The organism is Aliiroseovarius crassostreae, from assembly GCF_001307765.1.
GTDB lineage: Bacteria > Pseudomonadota > Alphaproteobacteria > Rhodobacterales > Rhodobacteraceae > Aliiroseovarius > Aliiroseovarius crassostreae.
Map to the genome: position 1 here is coordinate 1 of NZ_LKBA01000003.1, position 16125 is coordinate 16125.

A 16125-nucleotide genomic window follows, 5' to 3' on the forward strand; every position below is an offset into this window, starting at 1 on the left:
GCGCCTTCGGTGTCGGACCATGTGTTATGTCAGAGACCATGACCTGGCTCGAACAGCAACTCGCAGCCTGACTCCGTCCAGCGAGAGGGTCATTGCGGCTCAATAAAATGTTTGCAACAGAGCCGGCCGAAGCCTGAACCACCTTGTGAAAACGACAACCATGCTGTCAGAACGCCGTGTCGGTCTAAAGGTGCTCACAGGACAGGGCGCACAGATCGACACGACAACTGCAGCTGGCCGCCTGTCGTTTGGTATTTTTGCCGCGTTGGCCGAATTCGAAAGCGAACTGATCCGGGAACGCACCATGGCCGGTCTTCAGGCAGCACGCGCGCGAGGCCGGAAAGGTGGTCGCAAATTCGCCCTCACCAAAGCCCAAGTCCGAATGGCCCAAGCAGCAATGGCCAACAGGGACACATCCGTTTCTGAGCTGTGTAAGGAACTCGGCGTGAAGCCTGTCACCCTCTACCGATACGTCGATCCCAACGGCAATCTACGCGACTACGGCAGACGTGTATTGGGGGCTTAACGTACTATCCTGCACCCAGCCGGAATCTACCCCAGATACCAAGACTTTCATCGGATCATCAAAGCGCTTGATTGACCGTTCTATTCAATACTACCAGCTTTCAACGCCCTGTATTTGGTCAAGTGCCTGTCCGTCGGATCGCCTTTACAAGAGCGTTTCCGCACTGCCCATGGTTCTGCTGTCAAAAGGAGCAGCGCAGCGCCTTTTGATTGCAGGTTCTGGGTGGTGCTGAATAAGCGGGTGAAGGTGTGCCGACACTGACGCGTTGCCCCTGTCCAGAGGCGAGCTAGAGCAAAACGGCGGTGTTGGCATTGAAGTTAGGGTAGTCGCATCAACAAGTGCCGAACTATGTTCCTGCCGCTAACTTCGTCGCCAAAAACCTCAACTACCGAAGCTCCGCCAAGCGGGGGAAGTTCTTTTTGCAACCAGTCTTCAGCTTTTTGTGAATTGCCAAAGTAATTGGTAGTCACCTGCAAGATATCAATGTCCAAAGATAGTTTTGGCAAATCTTCTTGCTGCGGGCTGTCATAGGCGGAGACGAACCTTTGCCAAGCATCATCCCCAGGGTAGTCTCGTGCTAGGATTTCGATCTCGGTCAAGTATTATTCCCTAATATGCGTGGGAAAATTGTTCTTCCGTAACCACCGCCAACCATTGAGGTAGCTACTCTGGCGTTGAGCGTAACTTGTCATTTGCCAAGATGCCAATGAAGATTGCTACTAAACTGAAGCTCCAAACAAAAATGATGCCGAGGATAAATCTTGGATTGCTGGCAGCTTCTGCGTAGCGCCCTGCTTCCCCTTGGGGAAAGAAGGCTGAACGATCGGCAGAGGTGAAGAAGCCCCCTGCCCCACGGCGTGACATGGATCGCAGCAGATAGGATTCTCGCCGCGTTGTGATCCAGATTCAAAAAGAGGGCCATTATGACCGAAGATGACTTTACAGATTACGAGAAAATACCCCCCGATGTGGGCGAAAGTGCCTTTGCGTACTGCCGTCGATTAGAGGAAGATGGGCATGAAGAAATGTTCATACGAAAAGCGCTGGCGCATCATCTGGAGTTTCCTATCGAAGGAATGGCAGCGTTCTTCAATCAGTTTGAGATGGCCCGTCTGCGTCATTTAACTCTTCTGAAGAGCATCCATCCCAATAGAACGCGATTTTCATTGACTCGTAAGTTCTCCAAAAACCTTGGAATATCAGAAGAGTTAGCAGAGAAGTGGATAGACCGCTTCGAAGAAGCTGGCGGTATAGAATACAAAAATTAATGGACAAAATGGATATTTTAGCCATATAATGGTGGTAAGAAAGGGGGCCACCATGACCCGCGTTACAGCAACAGAATTTAAGAACAACATTGGTGCGTTCAGCGATGCCGCGATGAGCGAACCCGTGATCATCACAAGCCATCAGCGTGACCGCCTCGTGCTTTTGTCAGCGGACGAATACCGCCGTTTAACAGGGGTAACAGAGGGTATCAGCGACAGTGACAAGGAGCGTATCACGCGCGGCCTTGACCGCCATCGCAATACCATCATGGAACTGGCGAACAGATGACGGAGCCCAAATGGGTGACGCGCCAGCAAGTCGAGTTCATCCATGATGCCGTGATCGAGATGGGCGGCGGCTCGCATGGTTTGCGTGACGCTGCTTTGCTTGAATCAGCCCTTGCACGGCCACAGAACCAGCATGCCTATGGGGAAACGGATACATTCCAACTTGCCGCCAGCTATGCCGAGGCAATTTCCCGCAACCATGCCTTTGTGGATGGAAACAAGCGCACGGCATTTTACGTGGCTGTTGATTTTCTTGAGCAGAACGGGTTCCAGCTACAACCCGCCAAAGGCGTTGAACATGCGGAGATGATGGAGCAGCTCGCTCAGGGTAAAATCACCCGTGACCAAGCGGCAGCACATTTTCGACAGCACTCGGGGAGCAGTCATGGATAGGACGAAAACCTGAGATAATGAAATGCAAGACACACTGTACAAGAGGTTTTGGTCGATCACATGAATGAGGTCATATCATTATCGTTCACAAATCCGCTGAGTGCGCATCCTCAGCGGCGATATGTGGTTGTGGAGCGCCAAGACGGCAATTTTTCCATTGCCGAACAATACTATTATCAGTCTTCGGATGAAGATGGGCGGATTTATGCGGAAGGATGGGCATCGCTGCGACCGCAAGGTATCTATGCAGACGCCACATCAGCGGAAAGTGAGGCGAGGAGACTAATTGAGATCATCCGATAAATGCAAATTTTCGCCCCTAATCGCAACCGACATCACTCACATCAGATTGATCAAGTAAGGTGATCCTGTGGATAGCGTAAGGCCCTGTCTTTATTGGGTGGTGTAAACGTGTTACCCTTTCAGAAACTAAAAAAGTTAGGACATGAAAGGGGTAGGTTTACAGCATGGAACTCTCAGCATCACAGGCAGCAAAGAAGGTTGGGAAAAGCGTCCCGACCATCACAAGAGCCATAAAAAAGGGCAAGTTAACGGCAAAACCCCGTGACGGGGGAGGGTGGATCATCGACGCGGCAGAGCTTTTTCGTGTCTGGCCTGCCGTTTCAAATGATACTGACGCAACCCCACCATCGTTAGGGGGTGAAACCCCTATTGAAACCAGTGCGTTAGAGCGCGAAGTTGAACTGTTGCGCGAGATGTTGGACGATACCAAGGCCGACCGTGATAGCTGGAAAGAACAAGCCCAGAAGATCACGGCCCTGATTGAAGATCAGAGCACCAAGAAGAAGGGGTTTTGGGCGCGTTTGATGGGGTGAGGTTTTCTACACGGAGCCTGCTAACGGGATCAAAACAGTTATTTAGCAGCTTATGGAATAGGTTGTGATAGTAATCCCGCCCTGAGCAGATTGATTAAACTGGTTGAGCATTGCTTGAGGTCGGCATCCCGATGCTTGAGAGACAAATGAACGCATTTGTGCATCTGATGCAGGGTGTTCAATCACATGAGTGACGACTGCTTGTGAGTTGTTGTAGCGGACAGTTAGGCTAGTACCATTTAGGTAAGGAAACCTCTTAATGGTGTCTCCGCTCGATGTTTGGCCGACTGCAACGCTTTGCCCATTGATATTTTCATAGCTGCTTACCGTTGCGCAGGCCGAAACCGAAAAGAGGGCTAAAATCGTAAGAATCGCGAATTTTTTCTTCATTTGTTGTCAATCTCCATTTGTGGATTTTTATAAGGTTTCAATCTGAGAAGTCTATGATTTTCCGTGCTTCACCTGACCATATTTTCGCTTGGTGAAGCCCATGAAGGCTTGCGCTACGCCCTTCTTAAATTCTGGCTTGCCCGTGCTTTCCCAATGCGCCCAGAACTGGCGCTGCACCTCTTCCATGTCGAGATAATAGCGGGTTTCCTGTGCGGCGCGTTCAATGTCGGTATCCAGCAGGGCAGGGCGGCCGCGCTCTTTGGCGGCTTTGATCTTGCGGGCGTCGCCGGCGTTTTTCTGGATCAGGCGATCCGTTTGAATCCGTTTGGCGGTTTTGGTGAGCTGGAAAACTATCTCATGATAGAAGCGGCCCTTGCGGATCGGCGTGTATTCGACCGAGAAGCCAGCTCCTAGCGGATCATCGTTGATTTGCTTGATGGGGCTCTGTTGCAAACTTCTCCGTGCGGCCCCATTTTTAAGTTTCGCCAGGCAGGAGGGATGCTCCATGAGTGATTTCAAAGGACGGCATTTCAGCGGTGAGGTCGTGCTTTGGGCGGTGCGATGGTATTGCCGCTACGGGATCAGTTATCGCGATCTTGAGACGATGATGGCGGAGCGCGGCGTTCGGGTTGATCATTCGACCATTTACCGCTGGGTGCAACGATATGCCCCGGACATGGAACGGCGGATGCGCTGGCAGTGGCGGCGGCCGATGTCGGATAGCTGGCGCGTTGACGAGACGTATATCAAGGTGCGCGGCAAGTGGACATATCTGTACCGGGCGGTCGATAAGCTGGGCAACACGATCGACTTTTATTTGTCCTCGACACGCAATGCCAAAGCCGCCAAATGCTTTCTGGGCAAGGCTATTCGTGCCTGCAAAGGTTGGGAAAAACCGTCCAAAATCAACACCGACAAGGCTGGATGCTACACCCAGGCGATCCGCGAATTGAAGAAAGAGGGTAAGTGCCCAAAGGACGTCGAACACCGCCAGGTCAAGTATCTGAACAACGTCATCGAGGCCGATCACGGTAAGCTCAAGCAGCTGATCAAGCCGGTCCGGGGCTTCAAAACGATGAAAACCGCCTACGCCACGATCAAGGGATTTGAAGTGATGCGCGCATTGCGAAAAGGCCAGGGCCGCGCCTTCAACCTGACCCGCGATCCCATCGGCGAAAAACGCATGATCGAACGCGCCTTCGGTGTCGGACCATGTGTTATGTCAGAGACCATGACCTGGCTCGAACAGCAACTCGCAGCCTGACTCCGTCCAGCGAGAGGGTCATTGCGGCTCAATAAAATGTTTGCAACAGAGCCCTCCCGTCACATTTACGCTGGTCCAGTTTTCCAATCCTCAGTACATCATTGTCACTTCTGGGACAGTGGGTGTGGGCGATACAATCGCGAACACGAACAACAGCATTATCACTGCACCTCCAACAGACTATGATACACTGCCGTCCTTTGTTTGCTTTACAGCGGGTTCGATGATTCTGACGCCCTCTGGGGCTCAAAAGATTGAGACCTTGAACCGTGGCGATCTAGTATCCGTAGCCGATGGCACGGCCCGTCCCGTTCGTTGGATCGGAAGGCGGCACTTAACGGTTGATGACTTGCGAAAGAGCCCGCATCTTTGCCCAATTTGCATACGTGCAGACAGCTTTTCGGAACAATGCCCGTCACGAGATCTGGTGGTGTCACCACAACACCGAATTGCCGTTTCTTCACCAGCTATGCAATTGTATTTTTCCGAAGCTCTAATGCTTGCCCCTGCCAAAGGTCTTTTGAATGGAGATACAATTACTCAATATTCCCCGGACCGTGAAGTTGAATACATTCATATCCTGTTTGACCAACATGAACTGGTTCAGGTCGAGGGCGTGTGGTCCGAGTCTTTTTTTCCAGGTGATACTTCGCTAGACGCTATGGGCCGCGCGACAAAACGCGAACTTTTTGAGCTTTTTCCAGAACTACGAGATCTGGACGGGCCTTTTGCCGAGACGGTGCTCCCTGTACTGAAACCACACGAGGTAAGGGTGTTGCGTGCGAATCTGCATTTTCTAACTGGGCCATACCCTCTTCACCACAACCCCTCGAACCGGCCAGCAGCCGTGCGGGTGTAATGTGCGGTGTGTCGTGGGTCCCGATGCCCGAGATAATCCTGAATCAGGCGTAGATCATACCCTTTGTTGGCCAAAGCAAATCCGCAGGAGTGACGCAGCATATGGGGGTGGACATGTCCCAGCTTGGCCTGTTGTCCGGCACGAGCAACAATATAGTTCACAGCCTGACGTGTCAGGGGCTGTTTGCGTTCCGATACGAATAACCAAGGAAGTGCATCCTCTCGCAACGCCAACCAGCGGCGGATCGCTCGCAATTCATCTCCCGCAATGGGCTGCTCGACACTGAGCCCATTCTTGAGGCGCGATATCCAGAGCCGCGCTTGGTCAAGGTCCACATCGGAGTTGCGAAGGGCAATCGCTTCGGAAACACGCAGCCCGTGCCGGAACATAAACAACAGCAAGAGATGATCCCGAGTACCATGGCGGCCCCGTTTGGCAGCTTTCAGCAGCCGGTTGATTTCCGCTTCTCCCAGAAAGTCCCGGCCACGCTCATGAGCGTCCGCCGGGTGAGAACTCGCACCACTCTTTACATTTTGCCGGTTGGGCGGCATTTTCTGTAGCCTTTCGTTGCCCTTGTTTTATTGGCGAGCTTATCTGCACACTTTTTACAGTTCACGCTCTTTGTAAAGAGTTCTATGCAGCCATCTTTCCGTAGTCGATCCGCTTGCCCAGATCCACATCAAACCGACCGTATGGATTGATGTGAAGATAGAAGAGTGGGGACAACCCTTGCAGATCCCGCTCAGACAACCGGTTGATCCAGTTCGGTTCGGACAGGACCGATTGCACCATGCGCGTATTCACATAAACCAGTGATGCCTGAAGCAGGTGCAAGGCATGTGCCGAGATCTCTTGATCCGCAATCCGGTTGCTGGAGATTTCGCCACCTTTGCCAAAGAAGACAAAACCGTTTGCGCTGTTCCAGTTTTCGACCACGTTCAATCCTTCATGGATTTCCCGGCGGAACGCCTCAGAGCGCAGATAACGACACAGGAAGATTGTTTTGATCGCCCGGCCCAACTCAGCAAGCGCCTTGTAGGTCGGGTGCATGACATCGGCACGGGCGAACCGCCGCAAGATGGCTTCGGGATCAGCCGTGCCGTGCTGCATAGCTGCGGCGTATTTGACCATCTCATCATATTGCCGCTCAATCTCGGCCCAGTCGATCGTACTGGACAGGATCGGAAGGAGGTTAGGCAACTGAGCCCGCATGCCCGCACTCGGCACGGCAAGTTTCTGGCTTGCAATTGCCTTCAGACGCGGTGCCAGCTCAAAGCCCAGGAGATGGCAGAAAGCAAAGCCAATGGCGCTCTGGCCGTGACTATCGACATACTGACGTTGGAGCTCCATATCCGTGCAATGACGCAAGACGCCTTCGATCATAGAAGCTACCTCGGAGGACGAGCATCGCTTTAGCTGAGAATAGATACATGTGGCCTGGCGTTCGACATGCCAGTAAATCATCACGCCGCGGCCACCATAGCGGGCATGCCATTCCGTCATCAGGTTTCGGTCCCAGGCCCCAAACTTGGTGGAATCTGATGCACACGCTGTTCCGGCTTCACCCCAGATGGTGGGATTGCGAATAGCCAGCGTCGCATCCGCGACCCGGCTGCAAGCCGCACGCAGCGAAGCCGGATCAATGTAGCGCCGCCGGATATGCAGCAATTCATCATGACTGACACTCGGCGTGCCTGCAGCAACGCGTTTCAAGCCCGCATTTGTGCCCAGTCCATACAAAGATAGCAGCAGACGTTGATCCCGCACCTCCGGTGACAGTGCCTCGCGAGTAGCTGAGGTCTCAAAAACATCCAGAAAGCCCGTGTCCAGCGCCGTTTCTTTCATCGTATCGAGCAGGCCGGTCATTGGCCAACGCCGCCCAACCTCGGCTTTAAGGCCCGCCAGACCTTTCGGCTCTGATGCGGGATCGAAGGGCGTAATGCAGATCCGGTTCTCACCCGACCAGCGCAATCGAACCTTGTCGTTGTCAGGCAGCGTCGCGTTCAACTGGCGTAGCTCCTGCTCAAGTTGCTCACGTACCGAGTTAGAAAAGGCGCGAGCATCCTGGGTGAGGTTCAGGCCAGCATAGTAGGCGTTGCGCCGTTCAGGAAAATCCTTCGGCAGGTCGTCGTCCGGATTGCGGTAGCGATCTGCACCCGCGACCCAAATCTCTTTGGCCCTGATGCGCTCCCGCAATTGCGTCAAAATACATAGCTCAAATGAAATAACATTCAGGCGTCCCCGGTTATCCATAACGGTGGCACGCCATTTGCGCGGAATAGAGCCTTCCGGCGCCAGAGAAGCCGGAACATAGCGCCGGCCTTCTTCATTCAGGCGGACAATCAAAGACAAAGCATCCAGGATCGGCCGCCAAACCTCATTGTTTGACCGGAACTTCAGGACAGACAGCAAGGATGGCAGCATTCGGCGATAGTGGCTAGCATAGGACCCACGCATGACAGTCTGAATCCGAACATCAAGTGTGCCTTTGGCCTTGTGCTCATCAATGATGGCTTTCAGCTTCGCTGCCCCGGCAACCGGGAAGATAACTTCGGCAACACGGCCATTCGGAGCCATCATGGCTGCTGTGGCAATATCAACCAACAACCGTTCTTTCCCATGCACCTTCTCGATATCGGCCGCAATCTTGCCGATGACCTTGCGTTTGGACCGTGTGCCGATGCGATGGACAATCTGAAGCAGCAAGTCCACCAAACCGTCGAGTAACTCCGCTCTTCTGGTCATCAGATACACAGCCAACAAACCAAGGCGCTTTTCCCGACCATGCCGGCGCATCTCGGATGCGGTTTCTCCCTCGGTCCGGCGCGCCAACATATTGACCCAGGATTGGTCAATTTCACCGATCGCATCACTGGGCAAATCAAGCTTCTGAATGAAAGTCAGCCGATGCGCCGCATCCAGAACATTATCCAGTGTCGCCGCGCCAACGTCACCCTTCAGTCGTTGAAATCCACTTTTCCCGCGCGGGTCTGCAAGGCTTGCTTCCAGTTCAACGGCTGCTGGCGCTGACAACCGCACAGCGACCGATGTGAGGTAACTTTCCAGAAATCGTTGACGCACAGAACGTACAATACGCTCAAGGGCTTGTTCCGACGGCGAAACCAGCTTGAGATCAAGAAACCAGTGACACCCCAACTCGGTCATCTCTGAAACAGAACCGCCCCGCTGAACAACATCCGTAAGCAGCCAGGTCTCGAACTCTACCAAATTACCTTGTCTGGGCCGCGAGAACCCCAAGTGCTCACCAACACGTATCCGATAGCGCCGCGACCTGCGATCGTCAAACATACTGGTAGGAACATCTGCGGGCTGTTCTACTTGACCGGCGACATAAGAAACCACTTCGGCTGGAACGCGTGACCAGTCTTCAACAAATCGCCCTGTTCTCTGCAAATGACAAAGCTGAAGGCCTGCTTCCAGCCGAATATCTGCGGGCTGATCCGCAAGAAACATCAGATCAGAAAAGGACAGGCCCCAATCTTCCGCAATACTCGCTGTCACAGTAGCCTCCACCGCGTAGTTCGCGCCGAAACTTCAGGGAGAACCCTTCAGAAGACAACCCTTGTTCACAAATGTTCCAGAATTTGTCCGATTTCACAGCCTCGGGCCAGTTAGGCCAAAAACGAACGGTTAAAAGACACGCTATGATCACCTGTTATGTTAGATACGAACTGAACCCGGACAAAATTGACGAGTTTGAAGAATATGCTCGCATGTGGGTCCCTCTCGTGGAGAAGCACGGCGGTACGCATCACGGGTATTATCTGCCCCATGAAAGCGCCAACGATCTCGCCGTCACACTGTTCTCATTTCCTTCACTGGCCGCATATGAAGAGTATCGCACTGCCAGCAAGAACGACCCTGAATGCCAAAAGGCGTTCGAGTTTGCAGAAAAAATGAACAGTATCAGGCGATATGATCGCCAATTTCTAAGACCACTGGAAATATGACACCGCGCGCGGGCGACATCCTCGGATACGCGCGGGTCTCGACCCAAGATCAAGACCTTTCTGGTCAGACCACGCGCCTTAAAGAAGCCGGGGCCATCCGTGTGTTTGAGGATGTTGTGTCCGGCAAGCAGTTCGAGCGCCCGGGTTTGTCGGCTTTGATCGATCATGCCCGCCCCGGTGACAGCCTAGCCATCATCCGGCTGGACAGGCTCGGGCGCTCCCTCAAAGAACTTCTGGAAACCGTCGATAATTTGAAAACCCAAAATATCGGGCTAATCAGCCTCGAAGAACGGATCGACACCACATCTGCCGCCGGTGAACTGATATTCCATGTCTTTGGGGCCATCGCCCACTTTGAACGCCGCCTCATCTCAGAACGCACAAAAGACGGAATCGAGGCTGCCAGAGCCCAGGGCCGAAAACCCGGTAGACCGCCCCTCGAAGCCGAAACCGTCTTGGCCCTGCAAAACCTCGTTCAGGCCGGAATGACCGCCGGACAAGCCGCAAAACAGCTCGGCATCGCAAGATCAACAGCTTACAGATTGATCAAGGAAACACCGCAGCCCTAGCCAGGCGGCCTAATGGTGTCATTCTGCCCCCAGCCGGAACAGACCCCACCAACGGCGTGACGGTGCGGCAGTTTCTTCGCTCATTGCACTACCCCCAGATCGACGGTTGGGTTTTGTTTGTGGTCTCTGGCCTTGTCGATGGCCTTTACGCCATGAACATACATGATGCGCATGGTGTCATCGCCCTTGCGGACCCGCAGGAAGCGGCCGACTTCATTCGGGAACACATTGGTCCTGAGGTCCTGGATGATGCGCTTGCCATCCCCAAAGGGCGCGATCAGATCAAGCCCCCAGAGCCGACCCCCACTATTCCAATCTTTGGGCTGCAGGCTCTTCGTGTTGCGCACATAGGCCGTTTCTACCTCTTTGGACATCCGCGCCCAGGTGATCAGGCCCACAGGCTTCTTGCCTTTGTGGTAGATGCGGTACTGCTTGTGCATGAGCGCAGGCAAGAGCCATTGATGGATTGAACCCATCGGCCAGGTGCGGTGCAACTCTGACATCGAATAAAGCCAGACCATCTCGCCCAGAACAGCCGATGAGGGAAGGGAGCCGCTTTGTGCAGCTCCTTTTTCTTTTTCACTCGCCATCTTGTCTTACAGCATCCAGGCGTCATCAATAGCCGTCAGCACGCTGTCAGGGGTTTCCCCAGGCAGCAGGCCATAAGCCGTGGTCCCATCGTTGAGATCGGCCACATGCGGCTCCATCGCCTCAACAAGGGCGTTGACCTCAGTATAGGAGAGCCATTCGCCGCCAGCGGCAAAGCCCTGGATATGAGCGCTCGGGTTGTCCCCGTGGTACCAGTTCTCGAAGGTGAAGGTGTCATCCGCCCCGTGCAGGCGCACCACCAGATCATTGTCGAGCCGCTCGAACCAGATGTCGTCGGTCTGGATATCATCCTCGAAGACAAAGACATCCGTACCCGCAAAGCTCGTGTTGCCCTGATAGATATCATTGCCATCCCCGAACCCGAAGCGGATCTGGTCCTGGCCCCCGCTTGCGATGATCGTGTCATTGCCAAGATCACCCACGAGAAGGTCATTGCCCGCGCCGCCATTCAGGATATCGTTGCCGGTGCCCCCCATCATCACGTCGTTACCAGCATCGCCATTCAGGATGTCATCATCGGCCCCGCCGGTCATCACGTCATTGCCAGTGCCGCCAGAGATCAGATCATTGTCCTTGCCCCCGGCCAGGATGTCGTCACCCCCGCCGCCGTTCAGGCTGTCTTCGCCATCCCGACCGAAGATGAAGTCATCTCCGCCAAGCCCGTTCAGGACATCGTCACCGGCAAAGCCGTCAATCCAGTCTGCGGAGGCCGAGCCGTTCAGCGTGTCGTTGACCGGTGTTTCCAGAACACTGTCGCCGGTCACATCCGCGCCCAGATAGGTGTTCTCAATCTCCGAGACATCAAAGTCGAGCCCGTTGGTAAACTGCAAGAGCTCAACCCGATTCTGGGTGTTGCTCCAGTTCTCAATGGTGACGTTGTCGCTGATCTCCGTGAGTGGAATACTCAAATCGTCCTGGTCGGCAACATAGACACGCATGTCATCGCCGTCACGCTGCAGGATCAGGTCTTCGATGGTAATCCCTGCCCCAAAGAGCAGAGCATCTCCGCCTGGGTTATAGGACGAGCCAACAGCCGAGCTGCCACTGTCCAGAACCCGGTCCGCGCCATCGCCGCGCTCAATCACATAGGTATCATTGCCCGCACCGCCTTCCAGACGGTCAGCATCCGTGCCACCCACAAGGATATCGTCCGCAGCGGTGCCGGTAATCGTGTCAGCGCCCGCACCGCCTGCAAGCCAGGCCCCTTCGCCTGCGGCGAGCGTGGAGGTATCAACCGTGATGGTGTTGTCCGTTTCGTCGCCTGTAGTCGCATATCCGATACTGCTTACATCCAGCACAAAGCCATTGGCAAAGCGGATCGTCTCCACCCGAAACTCCGGCGTGCCCCAGTTCTCGATGGTGACACTGTCTTCGATCTCGCCATCCGCCGTGACCGGCTCCAGCTCAATCACCAGGTTAGAGGTCGCCCCGGTGCCATCCGTATTGACAATCAGATCACCGATATCGATCCAGTTGCCAAACTGCAAAACGTCATCCCCGCCTTCCAGGGCATCAATGCTGGCCCCGGTGCGGCTATCGCTGACCCAGACATTGACCTCATAGGCATGGCTGTTCTTGCCGCCGGTATAGGCCGTCTGCGTCTCCATGGCGAAGTCATCGGCACCGTATTCTGTGTTGGTCACACCCCCATCGGTGACGCTGAAGGCGCTCTCATCAATCAAGTCGTGACCATCTCCCCGGTTGAAGATGTAGACGTCATTGCCAAGGCCACCGCGCAGGATATCGTCACCCAGCCCGCCGGTCAGGACGTCATCGCCCGCACCGCCTTCGAGCACATCGTCTCCGTCCCCGCCGTTGAGGTAGTCCTTCCCGGCTCCGCCTTGCAGCGTGTCATCGCCATCGCCCCCGAAAAGGTCGTCTTGGCCTTCGCCACCGGTCAGACTGTCCGCCCCGTCACCGCCAACGAGCACATCATCGCCCTCAGCGCCGTCGAGCGTGTCCGCCCCGCCGCCGCCAGAAAGAAGATCACCCTGGTCCGTACCTGTGAAGCTGTCATCGGCGTCATAGCCTGACTGGAACGAACCAAACTCAGAGATGTCGATCGCGAGCCCATCGCCAAATCGCAGCTCTTCCACGCGGGACATCTCATTACCCCAGTCCTGGACCGTGACCACGTCGTCCATCTGATCAAGCGTGAGTTCATTGCCGTCCGCATCGAGCTGGCGGATACCCATGACAAGGTCCTCGCCCTGGAGATCGAAGAACACATCCTCGATCCCAACCGAATAGCCGAACTGCAGCGTGTCCCAGCCGCCATCGATTTGCACAGCCCGTTGCACGGTACGCATCTCTTCGACGTAGCGTCCCGATTTACCCGAGCGCTGGTAGATCATGTTGCCCGTGGCTTCCTGCACGTCCTGCATTTCATCGGCATAGTCATGGATCACATCACGACCGTCACCCCAGAAGTAGATATAGGTGTCGTCGCCCGCCCCGCCGTTCAGCGTATCCGCGCCCGCGCCGCCAAGAAGGATGTCGTTCCCGGCACCACCATTGATGACATCGTCTCCGGCATCACCCGAGAGCACGTCATCGCCATCATTGCCATTCAGCGTGTCGTTGCCGTTGCCACCCAGGATATAGTCGTCGCCGTCGCCACCTGAGGCCGTGTCATCGCCGTCACCGGCGAAGAGAAGGTCGCGGCCTTCCCCGCCATCGAGGCTGTCCGCGCCATCACCAGCAATCAGCACATCACTGCCACCGTTGCCTTCCAGCGTATCATCGCCCCCACCGGAATTGAGCCAGTCACCCTCTTCCGTGCCCGTGAACGCATTGGCCTCCCCATGACCCGTCTGGCCATGCAGGATTTGGCTTGTGTTGATCACCACGCCGCTGGCAAAGGCAAACTGCTCAATCCGGCTTTGCTGGTTCGACCAGTCCTGGATCGTCACGCTGTCGTCTTCCGATACCGTATCGCTCTCATCGGTCTCCGTGTCTGCGAGATCACGATTGCGGAACGCGATAACCGCATTGTCGCCGTCCATGGAGAACAGCACATCTTCCACGCTAATCCCGTAGCCGAACTCAAGCGTGTCAATGCCGCCGTCAATCTGGCCGGTGCGCTCCACCAGCCCGGTGCGCAGCTCGTTCACATAGCGGGCATTCTTGCCAGAGCCGTATTTGACCTGTTCTTCATAGGTCTCGCGCTCGTGGTAGGTTCCCGTGGCCACATCGTGGATCAGGTCATGCCCATCGCCGCGCTGATAGTAGTAGCGGTCATTCCCGCCGCCGCCCAGAAGCGTGTCGTTCCCTGCCCCACCGGCCAGGAAGTCCGCGTCATCGCCACCGTCCAGCGTGTCGTTACCCGCGCCGCCAAAGAGACGGTCAGAGCCAGCACCGGCGCTCAGGCTGTCATTACCCTCCCCACCGATCAGGATATCATTGCCACCCGCCGTGGTCAGCGTATCCGCACCCCCGTTGCCGGAGAGGTAATAGTTGGTCTCATCATCGAGACCCGTGATACTGTCGGCCTCGTTCCCGGCCTCAACTGCTTCAAAGCCAATCGCGCTCAGGTCTGTAATGTTGAGCGCGGCATCTACTGCCATGTTGAGCTGGTCGTAGCCCTCGCCGCCCTGGATATTGCCAGCAGCCACACCGTCTTCAGCATCGGCAAAGACCACGTCATTGCCAGCCCCGGCGTGGATCACATCTGCGCCCGTGCCGCCTGACAGCAGATCGCCCCCTGCCCCCCCGATGATGGTGTCCGAGCCTGCCCCGCCGTCGACCACAACAGCAGAAGTTGCGGCATCGGCGTTCAGAACATTGTTGCGTTCGTCCCCATAGGCCCCGGTATAGTCACCGGCTGCGAGGTCCACATCCGCGTCCGTCTGACCCTCTGAATCCCAGAACGCCCAGGCTTCGCCGCTTTCAAACTCGACGGTGTAACCTGTGGCGGTTTTCACCTGACGCCAGCCAAACTCATTATAGGCCAGTGAGACATCGCCCACGCCGCCTGTCACAATTTCGCCATTCATCACGAAGCTCGCAAGCCCGTGCAGCGTGTTGCCAAAGACCGTGACATTGTCATCTGTCTCTTCAAAGCCTGAGCCGTCATCATAACTCAAGTTGATCTGACTGATGCCCCAATCATCAAGGGTCTTCAGCTCCCCCTCATCCACCTCGCCATCCTGGTCGAGGTCCTGGAACACCTTCATCGACGACCAGACATCGTCATTGGCGTCCAGAACACCATCACCATTGCTATCAAAGATCAGGTTGCCATCCGCATCCGTAGCTTCAGCCAATGCCTGCAGGTCTGTGGATCCCTCAGCCGCCCAAGAGGCGAATACCACTTCTTGAGCTTGGCTGATATCACCATCCCCACCGGCCTCAGAGATTGTGCCATCTGCGTCCAAATCGATTACCAGCAACCCGTCATTCGGGGCTGCCCAGGCAGTTTGTTCCCGGAACCCGTCGCCATCCATGTCATAGGACACGCTGTTCCCGAAACTTACATCAACACCATCTCCGTCAAGGTCCAAGATGATGGGCCGGGTATGCGGGTTTGGTGTGGGTGAGACATCCGAACCGCTCGAATTTCCTCCCGAACCACCGCTAGAAAATCCACCTCCAGCTCCGCCAGCTTCGGGGCCGTCCAGATCATTTACGCCGCGCGAATCATAGCCAGTTGGTGATCCAACGGAATGGTTTTCCGAGGTGCCGTTCCCACCAGAGCCCGTGCCTACCGTAGACGTCGCGCCACCGCCTGAACCATACGTATCCGAGCTGCCTCCCCGCCAGCCGTTGTCGTTCGAGCTGTCGCCGTCGCCAAAGCTGTGGTTGCCGTCAGAAGATGTTGGACCATAAACTTGGCCACTTTGAGCCGCTATTTCTGCAAGAGCGCTAAGGCTATTCAGTTCATCTCCGGCGCGCAACCCACGCCCATCATCAACGCGTCCGCCATACCCTGGAACACGGGCGCTGCCGGGAGATTGTACTGCATACCCGGAACCAACACCGGTCGGATCGTTCGGGGATGTGTCACCCAAAGAATAGGTACCAACATCAAATCTGTGCCCTCGTCCAAAGACCATCTGCTCAGTAACTACAACCGAGCCATCCGAGGTAGTTCCGCTGATCTCATACGATACTCCATGGCCCGCTACGGTAGCGCCTAATCCCATCGAAAGGC

Annotated in this window: 15 protein-coding genes and 1 pseudogene; 9 read left to right on the plus strand and 7 right to left on the minus strand. The window is 55.3% G+C overall.

Annotated features, from left to right (window positions below; translation table 11 throughout):
* Window positions 1-127 precede the first annotated feature (127 nt).
* Window positions 128-526, plus strand: a pseudogene (locus AKJ29_RS01970) (recombinase family protein); the annotation flags it as partial.
* A 317-nt stretch (window positions 527-843) separates the two neighbouring features.
* Here the strand turns inward: AKJ29_RS01970 and AKJ29_RS01975 are convergent.
* Window positions 844-1125: an antitoxin Xre/MbcA/ParS toxin-binding domain-containing protein gene (locus AKJ29_RS01975; protein ID WP_055187519.1), complete on the minus strand. Its 282-nt coding sequence runs from the start codon at window positions 1123-1125 to the stop codon at window positions 844-846.
* 324 nt (window positions 1126-1449) lie between these two features.
* Between AKJ29_RS01975 and AKJ29_RS01980 the strand changes: the two genes are divergently transcribed.
* The 4 genes from AKJ29_RS01980 to AKJ29_RS02000 all read left to right on the plus strand — a co-directional run bounded on the left by AKJ29_RS01980 (window position 1450) and on the right by AKJ29_RS02000 (window position 3311).
* Entirely contained in the window at window positions 1450-1794 is a 345-nt protein-coding gene (locus tag AKJ29_RS01980) for a hypothetical protein (RefSeq protein WP_055187520.1), read from the plus strand.
* 52 nt (window positions 1795-1846) lie between these two features.
* Entirely contained in the window at window positions 1847-2083 is a 237-nt protein-coding gene (locus tag AKJ29_RS01985; protein ID WP_055187543.1) for a type II toxin-antitoxin system Phd/YefM family antitoxin, read from the plus strand.
* Window positions 2080-2475 (plus strand): type II toxin-antitoxin system death-on-curing family toxin, encoded by a 396-nt coding sequence (locus AKJ29_RS01990; RefSeq protein WP_055187521.1) that lies wholly within the window; start codon window positions 2080-2082, stop codon window positions 2473-2475. Before AKJ29_RS01985 ends, AKJ29_RS01990 begins: the two co-directional genes overlap by 4 nt.
* A 467-nt stretch (window positions 2476-2942) precedes the next feature.
* On the plus strand, window positions 2943-3311 hold the full coding sequence (locus tag AKJ29_RS02000; RefSeq protein ID WP_055187523.1) for a MerR family transcriptional regulator: 369 nt from the start codon (window positions 2943-2945) through the stop codon (window positions 3309-3311).
* Between the two features lie 42 nt (window positions 3312-3353).
* Here the strand turns inward: AKJ29_RS02000 and AKJ29_RS19140 are convergent, their stop codons facing one another.
* Window positions 3354-3701, minus strand: a complete 348-nt coding sequence (locus AKJ29_RS19140) for a hypothetical protein (protein WP_139231529.1) — start codon at window positions 3699-3701, stop codon at window positions 3354-3356.
* Window positions 3702-3752: 51 nt separating this feature from the next.
* Window positions 3753-4208 carry a hypothetical protein gene (locus AKJ29_RS02005; protein WP_055187524.1) on the minus strand — a complete coding sequence of 152 codons (456 nt, stop codon included), beginning with the start codon at window positions 4206-4208 and terminating at the stop codon, window positions 3753-3755.
* Between AKJ29_RS02005 and AKJ29_RS02010 the strand changes: the two genes are divergently transcribed.
* Complete coding sequence (locus tag AKJ29_RS02010) at window positions 4207-4965, plus strand: IS6 family transposase (protein ID WP_055187164.1); 759 nt, start codon at window positions 4207-4209, stop codon at window positions 4963-4965. The two genes, AKJ29_RS02005 and AKJ29_RS02010, sit on opposite strands and share 2 nt — an antisense overlap.
* Before the next feature lie 124 nt (window positions 4966-5089).
* Entirely contained in the window at window positions 5090-5824 is a 735-nt protein-coding gene (locus AKJ29_RS18540; protein ID WP_152972422.1) for a Hint domain-containing protein, read from the plus strand.
* Here the strand turns inward: AKJ29_RS18540 and AKJ29_RS02015 are convergent.
* Together AKJ29_RS02015 and AKJ29_RS02020 are read right to left on the minus strand one after the other, a co-directional pair.
* Window positions 5782-6375: a tyrosine-type recombinase/integrase gene (locus tag AKJ29_RS02015; protein ID WP_055187525.1), complete on the minus strand. Its 594-nt coding sequence runs from the start codon at window positions 6373-6375 to the stop codon at window positions 5782-5784. The genes AKJ29_RS18540 and AKJ29_RS02015 overlap by 43 nt on opposite strands.
* An 82-nt stretch (window positions 6376-6457) precedes the next feature.
* Complete coding sequence (locus AKJ29_RS02020; RefSeq protein ID WP_235477240.1) at window positions 6458-9346, minus strand: Tn3 family transposase; 2889 nt, start codon at window positions 9344-9346, stop codon at window positions 6458-6460.
* Window positions 9347-9489: 143 nt separating this feature from the next.
* Between AKJ29_RS02020 and AKJ29_RS02025 the strand changes: the two genes are divergently transcribed.
* Complete coding sequence (locus AKJ29_RS02025; protein ID WP_055187544.1) at window positions 9490-9795, plus strand: NIPSNAP family protein; 306 nt, start codon at window positions 9490-9492, stop codon at window positions 9793-9795.
* Entirely contained in the window at window positions 9792-10364 is a 573-nt protein-coding gene (locus AKJ29_RS02030; RefSeq protein ID WP_055187527.1) for a recombinase family protein, read from the plus strand. The genes AKJ29_RS02025 and AKJ29_RS02030 overlap by 4 nt, the downstream gene beginning before the upstream one ends.
* An 80-nt stretch (window positions 10365-10444) precedes the next feature.
* Here AKJ29_RS02030 and AKJ29_RS02035 read toward each other — a convergent pair whose 3' ends face one another.
* Together AKJ29_RS02035 and AKJ29_RS02040 are read right to left on the minus strand one after the other, a co-directional pair.
* Window positions 10445-10954 (minus strand): toxin-activating lysine-acyltransferase, encoded by a 510-nt coding sequence (locus tag AKJ29_RS02035; protein ID WP_055187528.1) that lies wholly within the window; start codon window positions 10952-10954, stop codon window positions 10445-10447.
* Window positions 10955-10960: 6 nt separating this feature from the next.
* Complete coding sequence (locus AKJ29_RS02040) at window positions 10961-15475, minus strand: calcium-binding protein (protein ID WP_161805361.1); 4515 nt, start codon at window positions 15473-15475, stop codon at window positions 10961-10963.
* Window positions 15476-16125 lie beyond the last annotated feature (650 nt).